We start from the raw sequence: 26,376 nt of genomic DNA on the forward strand, positions 1-26,376 counted from the left end.
TTTTGAGGTGCGACTCCCCTATGCGTTCTTCTGGACCTTAAAACGTTGCTTCAGCTGTCCGCAGGCGGCGTCAATATCATTGCCGCGAGAATTACGGATCGTGGTCTCGATGCCACGAGACTCAAGGCGGCGCTGAAGATCCTCAACCTTATGAATCGGCGACGGCTTGAGCGGGCTGCCCTCGATGTCGTTAAGCTGAATCAGGTTAACGTGGCACAGCGTTCCCTCACAGAAGTCGCAGAGCGCCTGCATCTCGGGATTCGTATCGTTGACGCCTTCGATCATGGCGTACTCATAGGTCGGGCGGCGCCCCGTCTTCTCGGTGTAGAGCTGAAGCGCCTCGTGAAGGCGGAGCAGCGTGTACTTCTTAACACCGGGCATGAGCTTATTGCGCGTCGACTGGATGGCGGAATGCAGGGAAACAGCAAGCGTGAACTGCTCAGGGATGTCGGTGAATTTGCGAATACCGGGAATAACGCCGCTGGTAGAGACGGTGAGGTGACGGGCGCCGATACCGATGCCATCGGGGTCGTTGAGGATGCGCAGTGCCTTGAGAACCTCGTCATAGTTAGCAAACGGCTCGCCCTGGCCCATGAATACGACGCTCGTGGCACGCTCGCCAAAGTCGTTGGAGACATGAAGTACCTGGTCAACGATTTCTTGGGCGGTCAGCGAGCGCTTGAGGCCGTTGAGGCCGGTAGCGCAAAAAGCGCAGCCCATACTGCAGCCGGCTTGGGTGGACACACAAACAGACAGCTTGTTGCGACGAGGCATGCCGACGGTCTCGACGGAGATGCCGTCGTGATACTCGAGCAGGTATTTACGAGAGCCATCCTTAGACACCTGCTTGGTGAGCTCGGTCGGCGTATCAAAGGCAAAAGCCTCTTTAAGCTGCTCGCGGAAAGCCTTGGGAAGGTTGGTCATATCGTCAAACGAACAAACGTTCTTCTCAAAGACCCATTCGATGAGCTGCTTCGCGCGGAAGGCGGGCTGGCCGAGTTCGGCCACAAGCTCGCGAATATCGTTTTGGCTCAAGTCGCGAATGTCCTGAGATTTAGTCCTGGGATTCATGGAAGCCTTTCGATTTTGGGGAAACGTAGAGGGTATCGCTACAATATGGTATCAGCTGCAGAAATTATAGAGGAGGAGTCTGCCCATGCCGGGTAAAAGCCTAGAGAACATGCACGTAGCGGTCTTGGCGGGCGGTCATTCCGCCGAGCGCGAGATCTCGCTCAATTCGGGAAAGAACGTCGTGGTGGCCTTGAAGGAAGCTGGCTACACTTCGGTGGAGCTGCTCGACACGGCTGCCGATGATTTTATGGTAACCATGGCGACCGGCGGCTTTGACGTGGCGTTTATCGCCATGCACGGTGCCGGCGGCGAGGATGGTGCCATGCAGGGTGCCATGGAGACCCTGGGTATCCCCTACACGGCGTCGGGTGTGCTGGCGAGCGCCTGCGGTGCCGACAAGGAGGTCTCGAAGCTCCTATACGCCAAGGCGGGCATTCCCATTGCCCCCGGCCTGGCGCTCGAAGTGGGCGATGAAGTCGATATCGATCATATCGTCGAGGTTTGTGGCGAGCGCTGCTTTGTGAAGCCGGCCGTAAACGGTTCCAGCTATGGCATTTCCCTGGTCCATGAGCCCTCCGAGCTTCCCGCGGCAATCGCCAAGGCGTTTGAGTACGGCGACAAAGTGCTGGTCGAGAAGTGTATCGAGGGTACCGAGATCACCGTCGGCGTATACGGCGAGGATGACGTGCGCGCCCTGCCGATCGTTGAGATCCGTAAGCCCGAGGACTGCGAGTTCTACGATCTGGACGTGAAGTATGTCGACCCTACGGACATTCATCGCATTCCGGCGCAGATTTCGCCCGAGAACTACGCTCGTGCCCAGGAGCTAGCCTGTGCCGCCCATAGGGCGCTCGGTTGCTTGGGCATCTCGCGCAGCGATTTTATCGTGAGCGAGGACGGCCCCGTTATCCTCGAGACCAATACCATTCCCGGCATGACCGATACGTCGCTGTATCCGGATGAGATCCGCCACACCGACGATATGACGTTCCCGCAGGTCTGTGACAGCCTGATCCGTATGGGTCTTCGTCGAGCGGGCATTGCATGCTAATCGAGGACGCGGTTTCATCAGGAACGCCGCAGTTTGTCATCGACTCCTATGCCACGCTTGCCGAGCGCGCCAAAACCCAATCGTTTGGTCTCATCGAGGAAGATGTTATCGTCCTCGATACCGAGACCACGGGTCTTTCGGTGCAGGACAACGAGCTTATTGAGATATCGGCGGCCCGCCTTTCGGGCCGCGAGATCGTCGACCGCTTCGATACCTTCGTGCATCCCAAGCAGCTGATTCCCGCCGAGATTACCGAGCTCACGAGCATTACAAACGCCGATGTGGCAGATGCCCCATCGGCCGTCGATGCCGTGGCCGCTCTCGCCGATTTTGTCGGCGGCTGCCCGGTGATCGCACATAACGCCACCTTCGACCGCTCGTTTATCGAGTCGGTCAAGGGCGGTGTCAACGTCAGCGACATCTGGATTGATTCGCTGGCACTGTCGCGCATCGCGCTTCCGCGTCTGGCATCGCATAAGCTGTCTTTCATGGCCGACCTGTTTGGCTGCGACTCGGTGTCGCACCGCGCCAATGCCGATGTCGACGCCCTGTGTGGCGTATGGCGCGTGTTACTCGTGGCGCTCACCGACTTGCCCCAGGGCTTAATGGCGCGCCTGGCCGACATGCACCCCGACGTACCCTGGTCCTATCGTCCTATCTTCTCGTTCTTGGCGGGGCAGAACCCCGGTTCCATCTTCTCTCTCAGCGCCGCCCGCGCCGACGTACTCAAGGCCGATCGGGCCGATGATCGCGTTGATGCGGACGAGCTACCGGTCCTTAAGATGCCGAGCCGCGAGGAAATCGAGGCGGACTATGCCCCGGGCGGCCTGGTTAATCGCATGTATCCCACGTACGAGCCGCGCGATGAGCAGATCGCGATGGCGCTCGAGGTCCGTGATGCACTCGTTACGGGAACGCATCGCGTGATTGAGGCGGGCACGGGCGTCGGCAAATCGATGGCTTACCTGGTGCCTTTTGCCGAGGCCGCGCGCCGCAACAACATCACGGTTGGTATCGCGACTAAATCGAATAATCTTGCCGACCAGCTCATGTATCATGAGCTGCCCAAACTTGCCGAGCAGCTGGACGGAGGCCTATCGTTTTGCGCCCTCAAGGGCTATGACCACTATCCATGCTTGCGCAAGCTTGAGCGCATGAGCCGCGGGCAAGTCGAAATTACGACTAAGCGTGATCCTGCCGACACGCTTACGGCAGTCGCGGTCATCACGGCGTACGTGTGTCAGTCGGCCGATGGCGACCTCGACTCGCTCGGCATTCGCTGGCGCAGCGTCAACCGTCCCGACTTTACGACGGCGTCGCGCGAGTGCGCCCGTCGCCTATGCCCGTTTTTCCCCGATAAATGCCTGGTCCACGGCGCCCGCCGTCGCGCGGCGCATGCCGATGTAGTGGTCACCAACCATTCCCTGCTGTTCCGCAATGTTGCGGCCGAGGGCAGAATCTTGCCTCCGATTCGTCACTGGGTGATCGATGAGGCCCACTCCATCGAGCGCGAGGCGCGCCGTCAATGGGCGCGCGTGGTGTCGGCGGATGAATCGCGCGTTCTGTTTGAGCGCCTGGGTGGCTCGAGCACCGGTGCGCTGAGCCAGGTTTCCCGCGATTTGGCAACCTCGGAAGGCTCTACGCTCTACCTAGGCCTTACCGCCAAGGCGACGTCGACGGTTGCACGTGCGAGCATGGCGATTGCCGATGTGTTTGACGGCGTTCGCGAGCTTGGCCGCCGTGCGCGCGGGGGCTATGACAATGCGAACCTATGGATTGGCCCCGAGCTGCGCGAATCTGACGACTGGCATGATTTCTTACAGTCTGCCTACACTGCCATCGACGCATTGGAACAAGCGGACAAGAGCGTCGACGCGCTGGTACAAGCCGTCGCCGCCGACAAGCCCGAGGTTGTTGTCGACCTGGGTGATATCTCGCGTCGCCTGCATGAGCTTGCCGAGAACCTCAAACTCATCATTGACGGTACCGACGAACACTACGTGTACTCGCTGCAAGTCAATCGCAGATTGCGCGCCGGCGGCGAGTCGATGACCGCGGAGCGCATCGATATTGGCGAGGCCTTGGCAACCGAGTGGCTGCCCGAGGTCCACACGGCTATCTTCGCATCGGCGACCATGACGGTTTCCAAGAGCTTTGAGCACTTTAACCACGCCGTCGGCCTCGATCGCATCGGTACCTCGACATCATCGTCTCTGCACTTGGATTCGAGCTACGATTTCGATTCGAATATGGCCGTGGTCGTGGCTGGGGATATCCCCGATCCGCGCGACCGCGAAGGCTATCTTTCGGCGCTCGAGCGTGTGCTGGTCGACGCTCATCTTGCCATGGGCGGCTCGGTGCTCACGCTGTTCACCAACAGGCGTGACATGGAGGAACTGTACGCTCGTGTCGAGCCCAAGATAGCTCGCGCGGGTCTGGAACTCAACTGCCAGCAGCGCAACTCGTCTCCTCGTCGCCTGCGCGATCGGTTTATCAACGAACCGACCTCGTCGCTCTTTGCGCTTAAGGCCTTTTGGGAAGGGTTTGACGCCAGCGGCGAGACGCTGCGCTGCGTCATCATCCCCAAGCTGCCGTTCTCGAGCCCCACAGACCCGCTCTCATGCGAGCGCAATCTGCGCGAAGACCGCGCTTGGGCGCGCTATTCGCTGCCCGAGGCCGTGCTCGAGGTCAAGCAGGCCGCCGGTCGCCTCATTCGCTCATCGACCGATTGTGGCGTACTCATCTTGGCCGACCCGCGCCTGGTGACGAAGGGCTACGGCAAAAAATTCTTAACGTCGCTGCCCACGAGCTCCTATCAGCGCATCGAATCGGCACAAATCGGGCACTATCTACAGCTGTGGCGCGCACGCCACGAGCGGCGCCGCTAAAGCGGACAGACGAGGGATTTTGCCATATCGCACAGACGTTCTGACAGGGCGGGGTCATCCAAGATGCGGATGGCCCCGCCCGCTGCGATTACCTGGCTTAACAGCCAGCGCTCGGAGCCGTAACGCACATTCACCGTTGAGCTGTCCGCCCCATTGGGTTCAATCGACATGATGCCGGGCCAGTCTAGGCGCTCTGCCAAGGCGCGCGGCATGAGAAGCTTCGCGCTCCGCTCCGCCTGGGCGAGGGAGTCGTGGAGGGTCGCGGGTTCCGGTGCGTGGCGCACGACGGAATCGTCGGTCAAGACCAGGCCCTCGATTTTATCCATACGATAGGTACGCTGTTCGTCGATCGCGACATCCCAGGCAATCAGATACGTTTGGTCGCCGTTTGTTGTGATGCGCAAGGGGTCGACCAAACGCTCACGCGCTTGTGTGTCATCCATCGAGCGATACGAGATACGGCAGCGAACGCCGTCCCGAATGGCGCAGCTCAGCTGCTGCCAGTGCGATCCGTGGGCGACGGTGTCAAAGACGCGCTGGTTGTAGCCGAGCTCTTTGGGAAGAAGGGCGCGCCGTATTCGAGCCGCCGCTTGGGGTTCGATCCCCAATGATTCAAGTTCATGGTTGAGCACGGCGCCCTCGGCGGCACTCAGGCGCAGCGGAAGCACGCGCCCCGCATCACCGGTGAGGACCACGCACTCGCCGCGGCGTTCGCAGATAATACGTGCGCCCGATTCTCGGTCCGCAAGCGTCGAGACGATCTCGAGAATCTCGTCGAGCGATGCCCCCGTGATATCAAAGCGGCTGCAAAGCTCGTCTCGTGTCATGCCATTCTCGCCGGCGGCGTAGAGGGCCTCCATGATGTCGATGGCGCGCGAGAGTCTTTGCTCGCTGGTGAGTTTACGCACGGACATGCTCGTGCACCGTCCTTTCGATGAGGTGATTCCACGCCTGCTTGAGAGAATCGGGCGCGACGGGCCTCATGCCATCCATGGCATGGGCCATGCAAAACGAGGCTGCAGCTTCAAAGTCGCGCACGTCAACGGTCCAGGTCCAACCTGCCTCGGTGCGTATGAGTTCGCCTCGTCCGCGTGTGAGACCGCTGATCATATCGGCCTGCGCTTCACGCGCGAACGAGAACGTAGCCGCAACGGGTGGGCGGTCGGCAAAATCGAACTCAAAGAATAAGTAATCGTTGAGGTTGAAATCCGCAGGAATGGCGTAGCCTTTCGAAGGCCTCCAGGCGCGAATGATGCGGTCGCAGCGGAATGTTCTGATATTGTCGGTGGCATTGTCGAGGCCGCAGAAGTATGCCGTACCCTCGCGCTCGAACATGCCGTAGACGCAAACGGTCCGCTCGCGTTGCTCGCCGCGTCCGTTTTGGTACAAAAAGCGCAGCGCGCAACGCTCGGCAAAGGCACTCCATACCGCATCGACGGCGGGAGAGCGGCGGATCGGTGCCTCTCCTGTCGTCGACATGCCGGTGAGGTAGGCAATCTTGGAGCGAATGTCGGCAAGTGGCGCGGCAAAGGTGGATGAGCCTGCCGCGAGTGTCTGGTCGATGGCATTGAGCAGGATGTCGGCATCGTCTGCGGTGATGAGACCGCCCGCGGCAAACGTGTGCTCGCGGTCGATCGTCCACGCGCTCTCTTCGGTTTCCTGCGCTCCGGCAGCACGAACCTCCCTGATAACGATGCCGCGTTCGAGCAGCTTGTCGCGATCGCGGCGGAACTTGCGTTTGTCTGAGTCGATATTGCCCGAGCCGTACCCCAAATCGGAATCCAGGACGATTTGCTCGGTCGTCAGCGGTTCGGGAGAACTGTTGAGTACAAAGAAAAGGTTGAGGATGCGCTGAGCCGTTTTATCGAAACCGGGCTCGGGTGCCCCCTTTTTAATTGTCGCGGTCGCGTCGCTTGCCGTCATAGAATCCTCGCATGAGAAGGTCGTTTGATGCCATGATTTTAGTCCGATATGGAGATTAGGCTATATCCTTGTCCGCTCGCGGCGTTAAGATGGCCCGAATTCGGTCGTTTGCGCTCGCTCGGGGTATACTTTCGACTATATACGGTTCTAATGTGCATGCATTGGGCCTATTTGTCGGATTATGGATGTGGAGCGCACATGGCGAACACCCAGAACTATATTAACCACCTGCTGCAGAACACCGGCATTACGCCGGCGTGCAGTGAAGAAGAGCGCCTGGCTGCCGAGGATATCGCTCAGATTTTCCGCAACCACGGCTTTGACCCCGAGGTGCAGGAATTTAATGCCCCCGCGCCCAGCAGGTTGGCGTTTGCCGTTACCGGTATTCTGGCGTTTGCCGGCGCCCTGCTGATGGGCATCGGCGGCGGTATCGGCTTGGTCGGCACCTTGCTGGCCATTGTCGGTGCCGTGCTCTACGTGCTCGAGCGCACGGGGCATCCCGTGGTTTCGCGCCTGGGAAAGACCGGTGTGAGCCAAAATGTCATCGCCTATCACAAGGCCTCGGGCCCGCTTGCGTCTCCGCGCAACCGCCCGGTCGTCGTGGTGGCCCACTATGATTCCCCCCGTGCCGAGCTCCTTGCTCGCGAGCCCTACGCTCCGTATCGTGCGCTCATCGCCAAGCTCCTGCCTGTCGCCTCGATCGCGCCCGCGGCTGTCGCCATCCTGCGTATTCTGCCGCTCCCCGGCGTGCTCAAGGTGCTGCTGTGGGTTGTCGCGATTCTGGCCTCCCTTGTGGCGCTGGCCAACGCCGCCAATATCATCTCCAACCGTTTTGTGCTTCCCTACACGTCTGGCGCGGTGTGCAACAAGTCCTCTGTTGCCGCCATGCTCGGTGTCATGGACAACGTTGCCCCCTATCAGGGCGAAAACGAGTTCCCCGACGACATTCCGTTCGATACCTATTTTGGCGAGCAGAAGCGTCGCGCCGAGGAAATGGCGCGCGCGGCGGCCGAGTATGCCGCGGCCCAGCAGCAAAACGACTACGGTAACACCATTGAATATGAGGAGCCTTCCTACGACGAGGACGAGTTTGGCCAGCCGGTTGCGCCTGTCGACGCACCCGAGCAGGACGAGACTTTTGATGGACAGATCGATGGTTTTGAGGGCGCCTCTGCCGACGAGACGCTGATCGGCGTTATCGCGCCCGAGGCTCAAGACCAGACTGCCCAGGCCGAAGCACCCACCGAGGAAAAGTCCACCGCCGAGCCGGCGGAGGAGCCCGCGGTGGTCGAAGCCGCCGAGCCCAAGCTCTATCGCAATGCCGCCGGCAATATCCGCTTTGGTTCGGATGCCATCCGAGCGCTCGGCATGCTTCCCGAGTCCTGCACGCTCGATTACGAAGAGGGCGAGGAGCCGACGTTTGAGCCGGAGCCTGCTCCCGTTGCACAGGAGCCTGCGCCCGCGGCCAATACGGCTGTTGCTCCCGCCGAGCCGGTCGCTGCCCCTGTTGCTGCCGCGGAGTCTGACGCAAAGCCCGCGCTCGATTCTGCAGCCGGTCTGGATATTCTGGCGCCTGCCGCTCCGGCACAGGTTGAAGACGAGACCGCCGACGAAGACTATGACGAGTATCCGCAGCGCGTGTCCTATGAGAGTGACACCGATTTCTCGGCCGAGCTTCCCTCGACAACGCCCCATGCCGATATCGCTTCCGCGTTCTCCTCGATTGGTGCCAGCGCTTCTAGCTTCTTTAAGGGTGCCTTTGCGAAGGGCAAGAAGTTCGTCGACGACTTTGAGGAAAAGCGTGCCGCTGCCCGCGAGGCCGCCGAGCGGGAGGCCATCGCCCAGCAGCAGGCCGCCGAGGCCGAGCGTGAGCGTGCGGCGCAGGAGTTCGAGCAGAGCGAGGCCGAGCAGCCGGAGCCTGTCGATGTCGCCGAAGCCACGACGTCCTTCGAGGCTCCGCAGCCGACATCCGCTGACGTTGCCGAGGCTACGACGTCCTTTGAGGCGCAGCAGCCGGTCGATGGCACCATGTCATTCGATGCCACGATGACGTTTGAGAAGCAGGGCACCGCAATTGCCGAGCCCCTTCCCATCTCCGATGATGCCAAGGATGCCGCCGATGATTCGGCTGTCGACGAGGCCGATTCCGTTGAGGCCAGCGCACCCGAGCAGGTCGAGGCTCCTGTTATGGAGCAGGAGCCCCCTGCGATTGACGAGGCTCCCAAGACGGATGAGTCCAGGCCTTATTCTACGCAGATCTTTACCATGCCCGCGCCGAGCGACCCCGGTGCCACGGTGGCCAATGTCGCTCCCACGCAGGACGAGACAGTGGACTCCCTCATGGCGCAGATTTCGTCTCAGGTGCCTCCGCGCCAGCAAATGAATATCCCCGATCCGGCCTCCGCGCCCGCACCCTCTTCGTCGCCGCTGGCCTCGGTCCCCGATCCGTCGCTGCCTTCGATGCAACAGGCCAACGTCGCGTCCCGCACGTCGCTGTTCGATCTTCCCGATCCTTCGGCACAGACAAATGATCCCTTTGCGACGGCGCAGGGCCCCGAGCCCACATCGGCACCGGTCGCGACCCCCATGCCCATCTCCTCGGGCGCACAGCCGCTCGAGACCATCTCGGCTCCTGCTTCGACGGGCGCCAAGCCGCAGAAGCGTGGCCTAGGTGGCTTGTTCGGTCGCAAAAAGAAGAACGAGCAGGACAGCATGAGCGACTGGCTGGGCGTCGAGGACGATTACGATGCCAAGAAGTCCGGCCGCGGCATTGGCTCGTGGGATAACTTCGAGGATGACGACGACGGTTGGAAGGGCGGTGCCACCTCCTCCGATGGTGCTTCTGCCGAGGATATGCTCTCGGCCGTTGCCTCCATGGGTGACGATGAGCTGCTCGGCCACGATATCTGGTTCGTCGCAACGGGCGCGTCCGATTGCGACGGCGCCGGCATGAGGGCTTTTTTGGCCTCGCATCGTGACAAGCTCCGCGGTGTGTTCTTCATCAACCTCGAGTCTATCGGTGCCGGCAGGCTTTCGGTGGTAACGGTCGAGGGCGAGCAGCAGCTGTTTAAGGGCGATCGCCGCATCATGAATCTTGTCAGCAAGGTGTGTAAGTCGTTCCACGTCGATTGCGGCGCGTTCGAGATGCCCTATGCAAAAACCGATGCATCCGCAGCGCTCGAGGCGAGCCGTCGCGCCCTTACGATCGCCGGTGTGGACGGCCCGCGCCTTGCCTGCGCTCGCACCGAGGATGACCTGCCGTACAACGTCAATCCGACCAATATCGCTACGGTGTCCGAGGTCGTGACCGAGGTCATTCGTCGTTCGTAGACAGACCCGCTAAGGAGTCAGCGTGTTTTCGTACATCAAGCGCCATTGGCCCATCTATCTGATTTTGACCCTGATCGCTATCGCATTGGGTTTTGGGGCCGCGTATGTCGTTGGCGTTAAGGGCTCGACGCCCGAGACAACAATGAACGAAGAGGTGGAGCAAGAGCAAAGTTTGGGTGCCGACGGTATTTCCGAGTCCGATCAGGCAGCCATCGATGGCGGTTCGTCATCTGCTGAATAGCCGATTCATCGTTTATGCCCAAGGCGGGCGAGCCGGGAGACTGGCTCGCCCGCTTTTTTATCGTGCTAGCGCTTCTTTGTGGCTGACTTAAGGCGAGCGAACCATAGGGCCGCAGTACCCGAGGTCAGGAGTGCGGTGATGCATGCGGCGACGGTAGCAGATCCCGTTGCCGGCAGGTTCTGAGGCAGGGCGCATCGTTGGATGACGCGGTCCTCATCATGCGCCTCGAGCTTATCGCCACCGCCGTTGCGGCAAAGATCGACGCGCGCACTGTTGGCAAGTGCGGTTTGGGGCGTATAGGACGACGTTGCCTGCATATGCACGACTGCGCCTCGGGCATCTGAGTTAAGGGCCGCCTTGACATCGTCAAGATCGTCGTGTTCGTCTTTAAGGTCATCCCGGGTCCAAGAGCCCGCCTCGCTTCTGGTTGTAAAGTCGGCGGCCACCGCACCGTATTCAAAACGGATGCCCGTGATGACGGCGTCGTCTGTAAGATCAATCTCTTTCGTATCGAGCGTGACGGACTTGTCCGTCGGGATATCTGCTTTCCATAGGTGCCACCCGTCGTAATCGACGAGACGCATATCGTCGCCCAGCAGCTTTGTAACCTCTTCTGTTTCGAGCCAAGGATTGCGATGCCCGTCGTCAAGCGTTGCATTGACCTGCCTGCCCGTATCGCTTGTTCCTGCCGGAGACGTTCGATACCACACGTTGCACAGCCCGTTTAGATCACCGACCGCAATGGGGGTTTCAACGGCAACGAGTTTCGCTGCACCATCTTTGACGCACTCAAGGTCGTCGGTGATGGTTAACTCGTCGACCCAGGTGCTCGACTCATTTTTGGCGTCGATGGTATAGGAGAAGGCGCCTTGCGTATTGGCCCGTGCTTTGGCTCGGTTTTTTCCGTCGCCGTTGGCAATGAGTTTGCTTACGACTGGCTGTGCAATCTCTTGGCGCTTATCGACGCTTCCCCTGATCTCGATGGGGGTATCCTTCATGGCTACGGTTTGAACTTCTCCCGTGGCCTTTACTTCAAACGTTATCTCTTCGGCGAGGTCGTAGGTACGCGGAGACATCGTTTCGCGTAGGGTGTAGGTGCCGGGCGAAAGGTGCTCAATGTGGTGCGGTTTGCCGGATGAAGTCCAAGAATCGATTTCGTTGCCATTGGAGTCGCAGAGGACAAGCTCGGCGCCTGTCACTTCCTGACCTCCGCACGCGTCGACTTTGGAGACATCGATCTTGGTGTAGTCGTTGGAAACGTCAAGGCGCACTTCGATCACGGGCGTTTGCTGGTCGGCGTACGATAACTTCACAGTATGTGGGGTCGGGTTGAGCAGATAACCTTCGGGCGCTTGTGTCTCGACGACCTCGTAGGTGGCGGTACCGCATCCCAGCGAAAGATGGTCGACTCGCGCATGCCCCCGTTCGTCGGTTGTAACGGTGGCGACGGTTTCGCCATCCAGGGCGACGATGCTGCCGTCGGTTCGCACGATGTCGCCGTCAGCGCGGATGTCAAACGTGGCTCCAGCGAGGGTGTGCCCATCTACGGCATCCGTCTTAATGATTTCGATGCTTCCGGTTGCGGCGTCGTCATAGAACGAGGCGACGGCGACCGGTGTCAGATTCCTGTCGGCGGGAATCGTTATCTCCAGGTCTTCCCCGCGCAGATACGGTTCCTTGGCCGACGCCTCGTGCACGTAGTATGTTCCGGGATTAAGTGATTCGGGCAGCGTGACGGCGCCGGATGTATCGGTTGTGAAGGTATTCATTACATTGTGGGCCGGATACCAACATGTTTGCGAGACGGGCTCGTGATGGCTATCGAGCAGCTGGAACGTAAAGCCGGCAAGTGGTACGGTGCCGCCGGTCTGAGCATCACGCTTTACGATTTGAAGGTGTGTCGATAGGGCATGGTTGTCAACGATGTACTGAAGCTCGGCGCCGTCTGCGGTCTGCTCTGCTGTGATGGTCCATTCCTCTGCTTGCTTAAATCCTTCAGGGACCGTTTCTGCAACCTCGCGAACGGTGTAGCCCGCGCGGTCGTAGGGAATGGCACCGTGAGCGCCGGCGGGTCGCTTGCCTGCGCCAAACCATGCTTCGGGCTGGTCTTTGGTGGAGGCAAAGCCATAAACGTTTGTGGTCAACGTGCCGACGACTTGTTGGGAGCTATTGCTGACAACTTCAAAGACGACGCCTTTCGCCGGCTGCTCTAGGCCGGACTCATTGTTATCGCCATGATCCTTAAACTTCGAGATTTCAAGGTCAAAGGCGATGGGGATGTTGGGAATACGGCTTTCGAGCTCAACGATACCCGTATCTCCGAGTTGCTCGGCACCGACGGTGTAGCTCCAGCTGTCGTTTGAAATCAGGTAGCCCTCGGGCGCTTTCGATTCGTAGATGGTAAAGGTGCCCAGAGGAACGTCATTGAGGATCGCCCGTCCGTTTTCGTCAGTCGTAAGGGTGCGAGTCCAGCCGGGAGTTGATTGCGAGACGCAGGTGAATTCAGCGCCCGCAAGCGACGCTCCAACCTGGGCGCCGGCATCCGTGGCGGCATCGATTTTTGCAATACGCAAGGTGATGGTGCCGGGCTGCTCGTTAATAGTGACATGTTCGCCGCTGTTTTGTGTGGTGAAGGCTATTCGGTCGCTTCGAGGGATATAGCCTGCCGGGGCTTTGGTTTCGACCAGGTAATATGCCGTATTGGGCAAAAGTGTTGCTTGTGCACGCCCGTTTTCGTCCATCTGGATAGTGCCGACACGTGCATCGCCCGCACTTTCAAAGATATCGAAGGTTGCGCCACCGAGTCTGTAGGTGTCGTTGCCGGCGGTGATGCCAGCCTGGGACGATTGTTTTTGGAAAGATACGGAGACGGCGGGCAGAACATAGAGCATGTCCTGGTGTCGACCCTCGCCCGAGACCGGGCCGTGATAACGCCTGGCTCGATGTGGGGCTGCCTTAATAGATCCGGACTTAGCGCTCTCGTAGAGCCAACGTGCAGCCGCTACGGCCTCGGCGTTTTCGTAAAACCTACCGCTCCTGGCAACTCCCTTGCTATTTGTATACGAATAGGTGCCGTCGGGGCGCGTGGTTCCGTTGAGCATCCACACGGCAATCTGGGTGGCGGCACGGGCGAGATCGGGCGACAGATTGTGGCCGCCAAAGGATGTACTGGAGGGGTATCCGTGACAGACGATGGCGGCAAATTCGTCATCGAGCCATGTCCAGCCCTGGCTATATGTGCGCCATGGCCCTCCCGGCTTGCTGGGGCCGGGGCAGTCTTGATTCATGCAGTACGAAATCGAAGTGTCCTGTGCCTCGTATTTACCGACGCCGAAGGGGCCGCAACCGTCGCTTATGGTGCGGAAATTAAGGGCGTCACTCCCGTCGACGGCGAGTGCGGCTCCTGGTGCCAGGCAGCCGATCAGAAAAAAGAGGAGCAGGAGCAGCGGACCTGTTGCGATTGCGCTGTGGACAGAGTGCGTGGGTGCGTTGGACATGGCTGCTCCTTATCCCTCGTGCGCCGCACGGGGAGGCCGCGGCGCTTGGGATGAGGCTACCGCCATGGTTCATGCGGGTAAGTACCGGAAGCTGACCAAAAGCTTGCCCGATTTCTGACAAATCGAGTTCAAATACAACAATCAGATAAAAGCGCAGGTAGAAGAAGGCAAGAAAAGAAGGACAAAGGTCCTCATCTCCACAATTGGCGCGGTTTTCAAACGATTCTCCACAGCTAAAACAAGCATCGACACCCTTGTATCGAACAAGACAACCGCGTTATACTAGCCAACACACAAGCGGGCATCGCCAAGTGGTAAGGCATCAGCTTCCCAAGCTGACACTCGCGGGTTCGAGTCCCGTTGCCCGCTCCATTCGAATTTCAGGCACGGTAACGTTTCGTTACCGTGCCTTTTTCAATAAAGTGCCGGGACTCGAACCCGACAGGGTGCGAGCGTAAAGCAAACGCGAAGCGTTTGTAGCGAGCAGGCGAAGGCGCCGGCAGGCGCCTGAAGCCGGTGCGGATTTGCGAAGCAAATACGCGGACGTCCCGTTGCCCGCTCCATCAGCCAAGGGGGATGCTGGGACACTCGGCTCGATCTGGTCTCCTTCGGCGGTTTCGTGGACCGGGGCATGCCGACCGCAGCCGGTGCGTATTTGCAAAGCAAATACGCGGACGTCCCGTTGCCCGCTCCACCGAGCACGGGAGGCATGGGGACGGCAAATCCAGCAAAGTCTTCCCCACCGTCTCCGTGAATCCGAGGAGATCGCCTGAAGCCGCTCTATGCTACAAAATGTTAGGTTAATGCCCGTTATCGTTACTTGCACCCGCGCACGGTACAATGGTTGGGTTACGACCAACGTGCCAATAACCAAAAAGGAGCCGCTATGATCGATCGCTATACCCGCCCGGAGATGGGACACATCTTTTCCCTCGAGAACAAGTACGCCATTTGGCAGGAGATTGAGGTCCTGGCCTGCGAGGCCCAGGCGGAGCTCGGCAAGATCGGTATTTCCAAAGAAGAGGCCCAGTGGATTCGCGACCACGCCAACTTTGAGAAGGCGAAGGTTGACGAGATCGAGGAGGTCACGCGCCACGATGTCATCGCCTTCCTGACCAACATGAAGGAATATATCGACGCCGATGTTCCCGAGGGCGAGCCCAAGCCTAGCCGCTGGGTTCACTACGGTATGACCAGCTCCGACCTGGGTGATACTGCTCTGTGCTATCAACTTACTCAGGCGTGTGACCTGATTATCGAGGACGTCAAGAAGCTTGGCGTGATCTGCAAACGCCGCGCCTTCGAGGAGCGCAATACGCTCTGCGCCGGCCGCACCCATGGCATCCATGCCGAGCCGATGACCTTCGGTATGAAGTTTGGCTCTTGGGCATGGGAGCTCAAGCGCGATCTCGATCGTCTTGAGGATGCTCGCAAGAACGTTGCCTTCGGTGCCATCTCCGGTGCCGTCGGCACCTACAGCTCCATCGAGCCGTTCGTCGAGGAGTACGTCTGCGAGCACCTGGGCCTGGTCCACGATCCGCTGTCCACGCAGGTCATCAGTCGCGATCACCACGCCTACCTTGCCGGCGTGCTTGCCACTACAGCGGCCACCTGCGAGCGCATCGCGACCGAGGTCCGCAACCTGCAGAAGACCGATACGCTCGAGGCCGAGGAGCCCTTCCGCAAGGGCCAAAAGGGCAGCTCCGCCATGCCGCACAAGCGCAACCCCATCACCATGGAGAAGGTCTGCGGCCTGTCGCGCGTCGTGAAGTCCAACGCTCAGGTCGCCTTTGACAACGTTGCCCTGTGGCACGAGCGCGACATTTCGCACTCTTCCGCCGAGCGCGTCGCCCAGGCCGATAGCTTCATCGCACTCGACCATATGTTCCAGTGCCTCATTCGCGTTATCGACGGCCTGCAGCTGTATCCGGCCCGCATGATGGCCAATCTCAACAAGACCCGCGGCCTCATCTTCTCCTCCAAGGTCCTGCTGGCCCTCGTCGATACGGGCATCACCCGCGAGGACGCCTACGCTATCGTGCAGGAAAACGCCATGGCCACCTGGCACGAGGTGCAGGATTGTGTCTCCGGCCCCACCTTTAAGGAGCGTCTCGAGGCCGATCCGCGCTGCACCGTTAGCCAGGAAAAACTCGACGAGATCTTTGATCCGTGGGACTTCCTCACCCGTATCGACACGGTCTTCGACCGCCTGGAGCAGCTGAGCTTCGAGTAGGGTTAACCTAATTCGACCGCTTGCGGATGCATTTCAACCTTTGGCGCCTTGCCCATCTTGGGTGAGGCGCTTTTTTATCGCCGCATCAGCCCCGGGTATAAAATGAAATCCGACTGCTGTTTCGATGAAGGGAGGCGTGTGCCCGGACGTATCAAGCGAGCCGCCATCGTCTCGTTTACGCTCATACTTCTTGTTGCCGTCTGTGTGGGCGCCCTGACGTATATCGTTCGAAGCAGTTCTTCCTCCCCGAATGAAGCCGACAAAGACCTCCCGGTTCTCAAAATCGGCGTTACGGATAACGACCCCTATGTGTATGTCGATACCACGGGCGATTACGCCGGTATCGATATCGGCATCGCCCGCGAGGCCTGCAAGCGCGCGGGGATCAAGCCGCAATTTATCGACATTTCTTGGAATGACCGTGACCGCCTACTCAAAAACGGCGATATCGATTGCCTGTGGTGCGACTATTCTCCCTGTTATCGCGAGGATAAGTATTACTGGACTGAGCCGTATTTGACCCTGACGGTTTCGGTCGCCGCCAAGAAAACGAGTGGCATCAATTCCTTGGCGCATCTCGATGAAAGCAAGACCATTGCGGTGATTGCGGGCTCGGTGAGCGAACGCCGATTGCTCGCAGGGGATCTGGATATCTCGCCGGACGTGCAAATCAAATCGTATGGTTCTGCCGAACTCTGCAAAGCCGCCCTCGCCAAAGGGTATGTCGACTGTTGGATGGCGGACATTCAGTCGCTTGATCGACTCGTTGCCCAGTATCCTGGCGTTTATCGTGTGTTCGCCGGCAACGTTATGACGGTTGACCTGGGCGTCGCGTTTGATGATAGCTATGAGGGGGAGTACGTCAAAAACCTCGATACCGCACTGTCCGACATGGATCGAGACGGCACGATAGAGCACATTGTGGACAATTACAAAGCAGGAGCGACGACAGGCGGGCAAGGAGCGGAATCATGACAAATGACGAGCGCCGCTTTCGCCGAAAGAGTTTAGCCGCAGTGGGCATCGGCATCGTGGCCAGCGTTGCCCTACTGAGTCTGCTCTATATGGTTGGCACGCATCGCTGCCTTGATAAAACGCTTGGGTTCGGCCAGGAAACCATGGTGTTTTTAAAAAATGCCTGCGAAAAATATGACCGATATGAACAGGGAAGAAAAACCGAGGCGACGCACAATTTGGATGCGGCGCTCGAGTCGTTTGCGACGTTCTTGCCGCCTGATCGATTTGAAGTCAACGACGATCTGGTCGAGGAATATGTCCATACCGAGAGCCTTTCGGGAATGTTGGTCATGGACGCCGATGGTCATATGGTCGCCCATTACGATATCGACGGCCGCGATCCACTCATGCTGTGGCGAGAGGAGCTGGCCTGTTCGTCGATTGCATCGATGTATCGAGGGTCCAAAGTTTCCTACTCGACCGCTGTCGAGCGCCGCGGTGTCGACTTTGCCGTGAGTGCCGTTCCATACGGTGATGGGGTGGCGTTGGGGTATCGATCCCTTGCGGCTGAGCCCGCCGATGACTATTCATACACGATCGCCGACGTCCTTGTGAACAACACGTTCCATCAGAGTCCAACAGTGCTTGTGATGCGCGATGCGCAAATCGTTTCTTCAAACGATTCGACCGTCGATATAACCCTTGCCCGGCTTCTCGCCGATAGCGGAATTGACTGGAAAGACGAGGGCGTAACACGTATCGAATATCGGGGGACCACCTTATATGCCGTGCGTGCGGCATATAAGGACTACCGCCTGTTTGCGCTATATCCCAAATCTGAGGTCATGTCCGACAGGATTTCATTTGTCGCCGTCGGCGTCTTGGTGTGCCTTGCGTTTTGGGTCGTGGTACTGTTGGCTCGAAATATCGCTGACCACCGCAATTTGGTCGAAAAGGATAAACAGCTCGGCATTATCAATGCCATAAGCGCCATCTACGATTCGACCTTCCTTTTGCATCTTGACACCCTCGAGATCGAGGGAATCAATATGTCGCCGGCGATAGCGAAGATGTTTGCCGAGCATAGCGAGGCATATGACTTTATGGACACGGTCTGCCGGGATATCGTGAGCCCCGAAAGCCGCGAAGCGGTCGTGGGGCTCGTAGATATAAGTACGCTTCGTGAACGCATGGAGGGCGTACCGTACTTGGCTGCCGAGGTGCGAGATTGTCGAGGCACTTGGTACTCGCTACAGGTTGTCCCCCAGCATCGCGATGAGCAAGGCCGGTTGGATTCGGTCGTCGTGGCGACGCACAACATATCGATGGTCAAGCATGCCGAGGAGCTGTCATACCAAGATAAACTGACGGGGCTTCGCGACCGCAACTATCTGGAATCGCGTGGAGATAGCCTGGTAAACGAGGACTTGCCAGTGAGCGTGATTATGGTGGACTGTAATTATCTCAAGCGGACCAACGACATTTATGGTCACGAGGTGGGGGATGAACTGCTGCGACGGACGGCGTCCGTGCTGCGGCGGGTGGCTGGTGCGGATTACCTGCCGATGCGCGTTGGCGGCGACGAGTTTTTGCTGGTTTGCCCCCATACTGACAACGAGTCTGCGCTCGGGCTGGAACAGGATCTTCGTCTCGGTCTTGCCGCGGTAAGCGATGAGACCCTGACGGTCAGCGCATCGATTGGCGTGGCGACCGTCGAGACGGCTGGAAATACGCTGGCCGATGTATATCGCGTCGCCGACCACAATATGTATCGGGAGAAGCGCATGGTCCACGCACAGGGTGCGGACTGCTAATCTTGCCCCCGCCAGTCCAAGCATCGTAGGATGTTGAATCGGTGCTTGCGATAATAAGTCGGTCCAGGCGGGGATAATAGACGTCTGAAATTTCTTTCTGAGAGGGGATCTCAATGATTAGTTTTGACTACAAGCCTCAGGGTGTATGCTCTCGCAATATTCACCTCAATCTCTCTGACGATGGCAGCAAGGTGCTGGGCGTCGAGTTTACCGGCGGCTGCGATGGCAACCTCAAGGCCATCTCCAGGCTGGTCGAAGGCGCTCCCGCCGATCGCGTAATCGAGGTTCTCGCCGGTAATACCTGCGGTATGAAAAAGACCTCTTGCGCCGATCAGCTTACGCGCGCTATCGAGGCCGCTCGCGCAGAGATCGCCTAATGAGCATCGCTGATCGCTTTAAGAATGGAATAACGCGTCGAGGTTTTGTGCTGGGTGGCGCCGCTACCGGTGCTGCTGCCGTACTGGCCGGTTGCTCGAAAAAAACGGGCACGAGTGATGACGCCGCTGGCGAGCCGCAGGTTATCAAGGACGATTCGAAGATTGTCTCGATCACTGATGAGTACGAGGCTGTCGATATCGATCTTGAGCCCGCAGCCTCGTGGACGCTGCCGCTGGGCACGCTGCTGTACTACTGCGATGGCGACTACGCTGCCGCGATGATGGCGCCTGCTTCTGCCCTGCATGCCAATACGCTTGGTGTGCTCAACCTAGGCGATGGCTCGCTTACCACACTTATTGAGGATCCCATTGAGGGAACCGGTTATGCGTTTTACGACGTTCGCGCGGGTGATGGCGTGTTCGCGTGGGTCGAGATGAACTTTGCCAATGCGTCCTGGAAACTCTATGCGCAAAACCTTGCAGGCTCCTCCCTTACCGGCAACGCTGTCGAGCTCGACCGCGGTGGCGAAAACTACGATCCGCCGCTCTTCACAGCGTATGGGTCGTCGGTCATCTGGTATAAGATGCCTTCGTCCGGCGGCACCAAGACGAGTAACGATTCGTACTGCTACCGTCAGTCGCCCAGCGAGTCCAAGCCTGAGACTATTTGGAAGTCGACGGGCCGTTTCGCATCCGCCCCGCGTGTGAGCGACGGCATCCTGACCATCTCGCCCCGCGTGCACAATGATGAGGGCGTCTATTACGGTATGACGGCGATCGACCTGACTGACGGCAACAACACGAAGCGAGCTCAGCTGGTGCTGCCTTCGTCGGTTTCGCCTTTCGAGGCCGTGTATATGGGCGACACCTTCGTGTTCTCCATCGAGGCGACGTATAGCGGTGTGGGTAGCCTGGGCAATATGGGCACCTATATCGGTAGCGAGGGCGGGCCGTACCTCTTCCTTTCGCGTGAGCCGCTCGCGTGCACCGCGGGAAGGAAAAATAAATACCTGGTTAAAGTTCAGGCGTCGCATTTTTTGATTGACACTTCGGCTAAGACCTACGGCTCGCTTCTGTCGCCCGACCGAGCCTTGGAGTATGGCGATTATCCTGCTACGGCGGGTAAATCGAACTCGTTCTTAACGTACGCAACGGTGCGTAACAGTCAGGGGATTCCCGAGACGGTTACCGCTCGCTTGTTCTCTCTTTAGTCTCCGAGGGGTTAAAAAGGCGTCGACAGGGGAATAAGCGCGTTGTGACTATGAGTACCGCCCGCCGAGCTATCGCACCCATGCGATACCCGGTGGGCTCAGGTGCGTTAAAATGAGCTTGTTCTTAGCTAATTGAGACAGGGGGGCCGTGTTATGGCTTCAGATGCAAAAAAGATTCTGCTGGTCGAGGATGAGAAGGCAATCCGTGACGCTGTCGCTGCCTATCTCGAGCGCGAGGGCTATTGGGTTGTGGGCGTGGGCGACGGCCAGTCCGCTATCGAGGAGTTCGAGAAGCATCGGTTCGACCTGGTCGTGCTCGACCTCATGCTCCCTAAGATTCCCGGCGAGCGCGTTTGCCGCACCATTCGCGACACCTCGGATGTCCCCATCATTATGCTGACGGCCAAGGGCGAGATCGAGGACCGTATTATCGGTCTCGAGCTCGGTGCCGACGACTACCTGATCAAGCCGTTCTCGCCGCGCGAGCTTGTCGCGCGCGTGCGCGCCTTGTTCCGCCGTGCCCACCAGGCCGATGAGCCGGCCGTCGAGGTGCTCGACTTTGGCGATCTGGTCATTGACATCTCGGGCCACAAGATTTTGGTCGAGGGCAAGGAAGTCGACCTGACGGCTTCCGAGTTCAAGCTGCTCACCACGCTTGCCCGTCACCCCGGCCGCGTCTACAACCGCATGGAGCTGGTCGAGAAGGTGCTCGGCTACGACTTTGAGGGTTACGAGCGCACTATCGACAGCCACGTGAAGAACCTTCGCGCCAAGCTGGGCGACGACCCCAAGAAGCCCAAGTGGCTCTACACCGTCCACGGTGTCGGCTACCGCTTCGAGGCTCCGACCAAGACCGATAAGTCGGACGAGAAATAAAGGAAATCACATATGACACCTGCGCGCTTTGAAATCGGGCAAAAGCATAAGCAGGAGAACGAGGCGGGTTCCAAGGCTAGTTGGAACACGCCTCGTTCCGATTCACGGCCAACGATGAGCTATCCCTCGCGCATGGCCCTGGCTTTTGCCCTGACATCGCTCATGACGGTATTGGTATTGGTGGGCGTAGTCTCCGTTGTATGGGGCACGGTTTTTACGGATTACACGCGCTCCAATATTGTCGAAATCGCCAATTCCGCTGCCGAAAAGTTGGCAACGTCATATGAGGAAAACGGTTCTTGGACTGCGGGGGAGCTGCGTACGGTCGCGACATCGAGTTTGGTGTCCGACGATCTTGGTATGCAGGTCGTCAATAAAAAGGGCGTCATCGTCTACGACGACTCGTGGCCCTCGGCAAGCGCTACTGCCGATGTGCGCGAAAATCAGGCGACGACCGACGATGCGAGCGGAAAGAGGGCATCGCACAGCCCAGTCTCGTCTGCTCCCACCGATTCCAATAGCGTTGCCAACGTTGAGATCGTGACGTCCTCCGGCGAGCACGTGGGTCAGGTCAAATTGTGGGCGGTTGGCTCCGATGCCCTGCTCACCAGGGCAGACTCGGCATTCAGAGAGAAGACCTTTAACGCCATGGCCCTTGCCGCGGTTGTGGCCGTCTGCATCTCGGTCGTTATCGGAGCGCTCATGTCGCGCATGCTCACCAAGCCGATTCATCGTATTACCAGCACCGCCAAGCAGATTCGCGATGGAGACCTGTCCGCTCGTACGGGCTTGCGCGGCGATGATGAGATCGATCAGCTGGGAGAGACCTTCGACGAGATGGCCACCTCACTCGAAAAGGATATGAAGCACGAGAAGCGCCTGACCTCTGATGTTGCCCACGAGCTGCGCACGCCGCTCATGGCCATGCTTGCAACGGTCGAGGCCATGCAAGACGGTGTGTATCCCACCGATGACGAACACCTGGAAACGGTCGCATCCGAGACGCGTCGTCTGGCCCGTCTGGTGCAGCAGATGCTCGACCTGTCGCGCATGGAAAACAGTACCGCGCCACTCAACCTGGAGCCGGTGGATATGGTGCCGTTTGTGCGTTCGATTGTGAATGGCCAGGAGCGCTTGTTTGCCGACCGTGACTTGCGTTTGCGCTTTGCAGATGAGACGCAGGGCCACGATGACGTTGTCGAGGCGGATCCCGACATGATCACGCAATGCGTCATCAACCTCTTGAGTAACGCCATGCGCTATACCCCCGAGGGCGGATGGGTCGTGGTGTCGGTGCTCAGTGACCGTAAACACGTCGATATTGCGGTCTCGGACACGGGCATTGGAATCGCCAAGGAAGACCTGTCGCGCATCTTCGGTCGTTTTTGGCGTGCCGACGCCAGTCGCGCCCGCGAGGCGGGTGGCCTGGGCGTGGGCCTCGCCGTGACCAAGCAGATTGTCGAGCGCCACCATGGCTATATATCCGTGGAGTCGGAGCTTGGAAAGGGTACAACTTTTACGATTCATCTGCCACGCGAGCACACGGCGGACGCGGCATCTACTACAATGGAGCACTAGCTTTTCGCTACTCGGTGAAGGAGGGGTTTCGTCCCTGCCGCTCCGAGTTTGCGAAAACGTGCGGGGGAGAACCCGCATTACTGTCGTATTTAGGTAAGGAGTGACTCACGTGACAACGATGGAGCGTCGTCCGGATTCCCGTGGCAAGGTTCGTGATATCTATGATGCCGGTGAAAACCTGCTGATGGTCGCCACCGACCGCATTTCTGCGTTCGACTTTATTCTCCCCGACGAGATTCCGTTTAAGGGAGAGGTGCTCAACCGCATCTCGGCATTCTGGTTCGATAAGTTTGCCGACATCGTTCCCAACCACCTCGTCTCCATCGACCCGGCGGATTTCCCCGAGGAGTTTGCCGAGTATCGTGACTATCTCGCTGGTCGCGCCATGCTGGTCAAGAAGGCCCAGACGATTCCTATCGAGTGCATCGTCCGCGGCTATCTGACCGGTTCGGGCAAGAAGACCTATGACGAGAACGGCACCGTCTGCGGCATTCAGCTGCCCGAGGGCCTGACCGAGGCCTCAAAGCTTCCCGAGCCGCTGTTCACGCCGTCCACGAAGGCCGAGATCGGCGATCACGACGAGAACATTTCGTTCGAGCGTTGCTGCGAGATCGTGGGTGAGGACGTCGCCGCGCAGATTCGCGACCTGTCCCTCAAGATTTACAAGGCTGCCGCCGAGTATGCAGCGACCCGTGGCATCATCATTGCCGACACCAAGTTCGAGTTCGGTGTCATCGATGGCAAGGTTACGCTGATCGACGAGTGCCTAACGCCCGACTCCAGCCGTTTCTGGCCCGCCGCCAGCTACGAGGAGGGCAAGATTCAGCCTAGCTACGACAAACAATTCGTCCGCAATTGGCTCAAAGCCAACTGGGATATGACGGGGGAGACCCCGCACCTGCCCGCCGAGGTCATCGATGGCACGTCCGAGCGCTATCGCGAGGCCTTCCAGATCATCACGGGCTCCCAGTTCACAAGCATGAAGGAGAACGCATAAGTGAGTACCCGTAGCGCCACGAACAAGCGCACGCAATCCCACGAAGTTACCGGGGTTGCGCGCAAGTCCGCCGCATCTGCTAAACCCGCCCGCCAGGCAGCGAGCTCCGTTCGCGTCGTGCCGGCATCATCCAAGGCACGCCGCAAAGAGCTCGAGAAGGGTGAAAACCTGGACGGCCTTTCCAAGGAGGAGAAGCGCGCCCGCAAGGCCAAGCAGCGTGCTCGCGAGGATCGTATCTACACGGTGTCGAATATTCTCCTCAAGCAGGATGAGGACTACACCAAGCGTCGCCGTATTTGGTGGGCTGTGCTCGCTATCGGCATGGTGCTCGTCGTGGCAATTTGGGCTTCGCTCTACTTCGCTCCCGGCGGCACGGTGTCCAGTCCTGTTCAGATGGTCGGCATCGTTTTGTCCTATGTCATCATCCTGGGTGACTTTATCTACGACTTCGTTCGTATTCGTCCCTTGCGCAACATGTACCGCGCACAGGCCGAGGGCATGTCCGAGAACAAGCTTAACGCTCTTATTGAGCGTGCGGCTGCCGAGGAGGACAAGAAGGACTCCAAGAAGAAGTAGCGTTTGCATTCATACTTATCGCTAAGATATAAGGCGCGTCGTTTTTGCGGCGCGCCTTTTTACTGTTCTATAGATAGATGGAGTGGCACATGATTCGAGCTGCCCTGACGGTCGAAGAGGCTCTGGAGGGCATGAAGGCCCTGGAGCCCAAGATTAAAAACTACGCGCGCCTGGTCGTCTGCAAGGGCGTAAACGTCAAACCCGGCCAGGAGGTTGTCGTTCAGTCTCCGGTCGAGTGCGCGCCTTTTGCCCGCGTGGTGGTCGCGGAGGCTTATGCCGCCGGCGCTGGCCACGTGACGGTCATTTGGGCCGATGATGCCGTGACGAGGCTCACGTACGAGCATGTCGATAAAAGCTATTTTGAGCAGACGCCCGAGTGGAAGCGCCTGCAGCTGGATTCCCTGGCCCAGGACGGTGCCTGCTTTATCTTTATCGAGGGTGCGGATCCTGCGGCTCTCAAGGGTATCGATCCCGCCAAGCCCGCTGCAGCTTCTAAGGCAAGGAACACGCAGTGCAAGGTCTTCCGCCGTGGACTGGACTACAACATCAACCCGTGGTGTATCGCCGGCGCTCCGGTCGTGGCTTGGGCGCGCGAGGTGTTCCCGGGAGACGCCGATGAGGTTGCAATCTATAAGCTGTGGAATGCGATTCTGCACACCGCTCGTGCCGATGGCCAGGACCCGGAGAGCGACTGGGAGCTTCATGACGCGGCGTTCGAAAAGAACTTGCGCTTCCTGAACGACAATCGTTTTGACCGCCTGCATTACACCTCGGCAAATGGAACCGATTTGACGATTGGTATGACGAAGGGTCACGAGTGGGCCGGCGGCAAGGGTAAGACGCCCGATGGGCACCCCTTCTTCCCCAACATTCCCACCGAGGAAGTCTTCACCTCGCCTGATCGTATGCGTGCCAACGGTATCGTGTATTCGGCTATGCCGCTCATTCACCACGGTAACAAGGTTGACGATTTTTGGATTAAGTTCGAGGCCGGTCGCGTAGTGGACTACGATGCCCGTGTGGGCAAGGCGACGCTTGCGAGCATTATTGACACCGATGAAGGTGCCGCTCATCTGGGCGAGGTCGCGCTCATTTCCAAGAACACTCCGATCCGCGAAAGCGGCGTTCTGTTCTATGACACGCTCTATGACGAGAACGCTAGCTGCCATCTCGCGCTAGGTGTCGGTTTCCCCGAATGCATCGAGGGTGGGTACGACATGTCCAAGGAAGAGCTCCTGGAGCATGGCGTTAACGTCTCGAGCACGCACGTCGATTTTATGATCGGCACGGACGACATCGATATTACGGGCATTACGCCTGATGGACGTGAAGTTGTGATTTTCCAGAACGGCCAATGGAGTTGGGAATAGTCCCAGACCGTGGTACAATGCCACCCGCGGGCCGTTAGCTCAGCTGGCAGAGCAGGGGACTTTTAATCCCAAGGTCCAGGGTTCGAACCCCTGACGGCCCACCATAGAAAAGAAAGCGATCGACTCCGGTTGGTCGCTTTTTTGTTGCCGCGACGCGGGTTCGAACCCGTCGGGGCGCGGAGCTGAGTAAACGCGCGAGCGTTTGCCAGCGCAGCGCGCAAGGCGCGAAGCGCCGCAGCGGCCGCCTGCGGAGCAGGCTGAACCCCTGACGGCCCACCATAGAAAAGAAAGCGATCGACTCCGGTTGGTCGCTTTTTTGTTGCCGCGACGCGGGTTCGAACCCGTCGGGGCGCGGAGCTGAGTAAACGCGCGAGCGTTTGCCAGCG

General features: G+C 58.9%; 18 protein-coding genes and 2 tRNA genes. 16 read left to right on the top strand and 4 right to left on the bottom strand.

Annotated elements, in window-relative coordinates:
• Positions 1-18 precede the first annotated feature (18 nt).
• On the bottom strand, positions 19-1,071 hold the full coding sequence (rlmN, locus tag AAA138_RS07460; RefSeq protein ID WP_349090257.1) for a 23S rRNA (adenine(2503)-C(2))-methyltransferase RlmN: 1,053 nt from the start codon (positions 1,069-1,071) through the stop codon (positions 19-21).
• Between the two features lie 85 nt (positions 1,072-1,156).
• Between rlmN and AAA138_RS07465 the strand changes: the two genes are divergently transcribed.
• On the top strand, positions 1,157-2,122 hold the full coding sequence (locus AAA138_RS07465; protein ID WP_349090258.1) for a D-alanine--D-alanine ligase: 966 nt from the start codon (positions 1,157-1,159) through the stop codon (positions 2,120-2,122).
• A complete protein-coding gene (locus tag AAA138_RS07470) occupies positions 2,116-5,010 on the top strand; it encodes a helicase C-terminal domain-containing protein (protein ID WP_349090260.1) in 2,895 nt (964 codons plus the stop codon). The genes AAA138_RS07465 and AAA138_RS07470 overlap by 7 nt, the downstream gene beginning before the upstream one ends.
• Here AAA138_RS07470 and AAA138_RS07475 read toward each other — a convergent pair.
• Together AAA138_RS07475 and AAA138_RS07480 are read right to left on the bottom strand one after the other, a co-directional pair.
• On the bottom strand, positions 5,007-5,924 hold the full coding sequence (locus AAA138_RS07475; RefSeq protein ID WP_349090261.1) for a WYL domain-containing protein: 918 nt from the start codon (positions 5,922-5,924) through the stop codon (positions 5,007-5,009). The two genes, AAA138_RS07470 and AAA138_RS07475, sit on opposite strands and share 4 nt — an antisense overlap.
• On the bottom strand, positions 5,911-6,933 hold the full coding sequence (locus tag AAA138_RS07480) for a WYL domain-containing protein (protein WP_349090262.1): 1,023 nt from the start codon (positions 6,931-6,933) through the stop codon (positions 5,911-5,913). Before AAA138_RS07480 ends, AAA138_RS07475 begins: the two co-directional genes overlap by 14 nt.
• A 198-nt stretch (positions 6,934-7,131) precedes the next feature.
• Here AAA138_RS07480 and AAA138_RS07485 point away from each other — a divergent pair, with 198 nt between their 5' ends.
• A complete protein-coding gene (locus AAA138_RS07485; protein WP_349090263.1) occupies positions 7,132-10,263 on the top strand; it encodes a hypothetical protein in 3,132 nt (1,043 codons plus the stop codon).
• A 22-nt stretch (positions 10,264-10,285) separates the two neighbouring features.
• Positions 10,286-10,504, top strand: a complete 219-nt coding sequence (locus AAA138_RS07490; RefSeq protein WP_117803434.1) for a hypothetical protein — start codon at positions 10,286-10,288, stop codon at positions 10,502-10,504.
• 65 nt (positions 10,505-10,569) lie between these two features.
• Here AAA138_RS07490 and AAA138_RS07495 read toward each other — a convergent pair whose 3' ends face one another.
• Positions 10,570-14,001: a SpaA isopeptide-forming pilin-related protein gene (locus AAA138_RS07495; RefSeq protein ID WP_349090264.1), complete on the bottom strand. Its 3,432-nt coding sequence runs from the start codon at positions 13,999-14,001 to the stop codon at positions 10,570-10,572.
• Positions 14,002-14,298: 297 nt separating this feature from the next.
• Here AAA138_RS07495 and AAA138_RS07500 point away from each other — a divergent pair.
• The 12 genes from AAA138_RS07500 to AAA138_RS07555 all read left to right on the top strand — a co-directional run bounded on the left by AAA138_RS07500 (position 14,299) and on the right by AAA138_RS07555 (position 26,094).
• A tRNA-Gly gene (locus tag AAA138_RS07500) sits at positions 14,299-14,373 on the top strand.
• A gap of 514 nt (positions 14,374-14,887) precedes the next feature.
• Positions 14,888-16,234, top strand: a complete 1,347-nt coding sequence (gene purB / locus AAA138_RS07505; RefSeq protein WP_117803432.1) for an adenylosuccinate lyase — start codon at positions 14,888-14,890, stop codon at positions 16,232-16,234.
• 138 nt (positions 16,235-16,372) lie between these two features.
• Positions 16,373-17,209, top strand: a complete 837-nt coding sequence (locus tag AAA138_RS07510) for a transporter substrate-binding domain-containing protein (RefSeq protein ID WP_349090265.1) — start codon at positions 16,373-16,375, stop codon at positions 17,207-17,209.
• Positions 17,206-19,005 carry a GGDEF domain-containing protein gene (locus AAA138_RS07515; RefSeq protein WP_349090266.1) on the top strand — a complete coding sequence of 600 codons (1,800 nt, stop codon included), beginning with the start codon at positions 17,206-17,208 and terminating at the stop codon, positions 19,003-19,005. Before AAA138_RS07510 ends, AAA138_RS07515 begins: the two co-directional genes overlap by 4 nt.
• Before the next feature lie 113 nt (positions 19,006-19,118).
• Entirely contained in the window at positions 19,119-19,382 is a 264-nt protein-coding gene (locus AAA138_RS07520) for a TIGR03905 family TSCPD domain-containing protein (protein WP_055287275.1), read from the top strand.
• Entirely contained in the window at positions 19,382-20,593 is a 1,212-nt protein-coding gene (locus AAA138_RS07525; RefSeq protein ID WP_349090268.1) for a hypothetical protein, read from the top strand. Before AAA138_RS07520 ends, AAA138_RS07525 begins: the two co-directional genes overlap by 1 nt.
• Before the next feature lie 153 nt (positions 20,594-20,746).
• Positions 20,747-21,469, top strand: a complete 723-nt coding sequence (locus tag AAA138_RS07530) for a response regulator transcription factor (RefSeq protein WP_349090269.1) — start codon at positions 20,747-20,749, stop codon at positions 21,467-21,469.
• A gap of 12 nt (positions 21,470-21,481) precedes the next feature.
• Positions 21,482-23,047 (top strand): HAMP domain-containing sensor histidine kinase, encoded by a 1,566-nt coding sequence (locus tag AAA138_RS07535; protein ID WP_349090270.1) that lies wholly within the window; start codon positions 21,482-21,484, stop codon positions 23,045-23,047.
• Positions 23,048-23,165: 118 nt separating this feature from the next.
• Positions 23,166-24,044 (top strand): phosphoribosylaminoimidazolesuccinocarboxamide synthase, encoded by an 879-nt coding sequence (locus tag AAA138_RS07540; RefSeq protein WP_349090275.1) that lies wholly within the window; start codon positions 23,166-23,168, stop codon positions 24,042-24,044.
• Positions 24,045-24,620: a hypothetical protein gene (locus AAA138_RS07545; protein ID WP_349090271.1), complete on the top strand. Its 576-nt coding sequence runs from the start codon at positions 24,045-24,047 to the stop codon at positions 24,618-24,620.
• Positions 24,621-24,709: 89 nt separating this feature from the next.
• Entirely contained in the window at positions 24,710-25,990 is a 1,281-nt protein-coding gene (locus tag AAA138_RS07550; protein WP_349090273.1) for an aminopeptidase, read from the top strand.
• 28 nt (positions 25,991-26,018) lie between these two features.
• Positions 26,019-26,094: transfer RNA gene (locus tag AAA138_RS07555), tRNA-Lys, on the top strand.
• Positions 26,095-26,376 lie beyond the last annotated feature (282 nt).

It is taken from the genome of Collinsella sp. CLA-JM-H32B, assembly GCF_040098065.1.
In the GTDB taxonomy this organism is placed as follows: Bacteria; Actinomycetota; Coriobacteriia; order Coriobacteriales; family Coriobacteriaceae; genus Collinsella.

Bases quoted from the DNA above. Each gene is read 5' to 3' on its own strand.
- AAA138_RS07480 (WP_349090262.1), bottom strand. From the start codon at position 6,933: ATGACGGCAAGCGACGCGACCGCGACAATTAAAAAGGGGGCACCCGAG.
- AAA138_RS07520 (WP_055287275.1), top strand. From the start codon at position 19,119: ATGATTAGTTTTGACTACAAGCCTCAGGGTGTATGCTCTCGCAATATT.
- AAA138_RS07540 (WP_349090275.1), top strand. From the start codon at position 23,166: ATGGAGCGTCGTCCGGATTCCCGTGGCAAGGTTCGTGATATCTATGAT.
- AAA138_RS07550 (WP_349090273.1), top strand. From the start codon at position 24,710: ATGATTCGAGCTGCCCTGACGGTCGAAGAGGCTCTGGAGGGCATGAAG.
- AAA138_RS07535 (WP_349090270.1), top strand. From the start codon at position 21,482: ATGACACCTGCGCGCTTTGAAATCGGGCAAAAGCATAAGCAGGAGAAC.
- AAA138_RS07495 (WP_349090264.1), bottom strand. From the start codon at position 14,001: ATGTCCAACGCACCCACGCACTCTGTCCACAGCGCAATCGCAACAGGT.
- AAA138_RS07530 (WP_349090269.1), top strand. From the start codon at position 20,747: ATGGCTTCAGATGCAAAAAAGATTCTGCTGGTCGAGGATGAGAAGGCA.
- AAA138_RS07470 (WP_349090260.1), top strand. From the start codon at position 2,116: ATGCTAATCGAGGACGCGGTTTCATCAGGAACGCCGCAGTTTGTCATC.
- AAA138_RS07515 (WP_349090266.1), top strand. From the start codon at position 17,206: ATGACAAATGACGAGCGCCGCTTTCGCCGAAAGAGTTTAGCCGCAGTG.
- AAA138_RS07475 (WP_349090261.1), bottom strand. From the start codon at position 5,924: ATGTCCGTGCGTAAACTCACCAGCGAGCAAAGACTCTCGCGCGCCATC.
- AAA138_RS07525 (WP_349090268.1), top strand. From the start codon at position 19,382: ATGAGCATCGCTGATCGCTTTAAGAATGGAATAACGCGTCGAGGTTTT.
- purB (WP_117803432.1), top strand. From the start codon at position 14,888: ATGATCGATCGCTATACCCGCCCGGAGATGGGACACATCTTTTCCCTC.
- rlmN (WP_349090257.1), bottom strand. From the start codon at position 1,071: ATGAATCCCAGGACTAAATCTCAGGACATTCGCGACTTGAGCCAAAAC.
- AAA138_RS07485 (WP_349090263.1), top strand. From the start codon at position 7,132: ATGGCGAACACCCAGAACTATATTAACCACCTGCTGCAGAACACCGGC.
- AAA138_RS07465 (WP_349090258.1), top strand. From the start codon at position 1,157: ATGCCGGGTAAAAGCCTAGAGAACATGCACGTAGCGGTCTTGGCGGGC.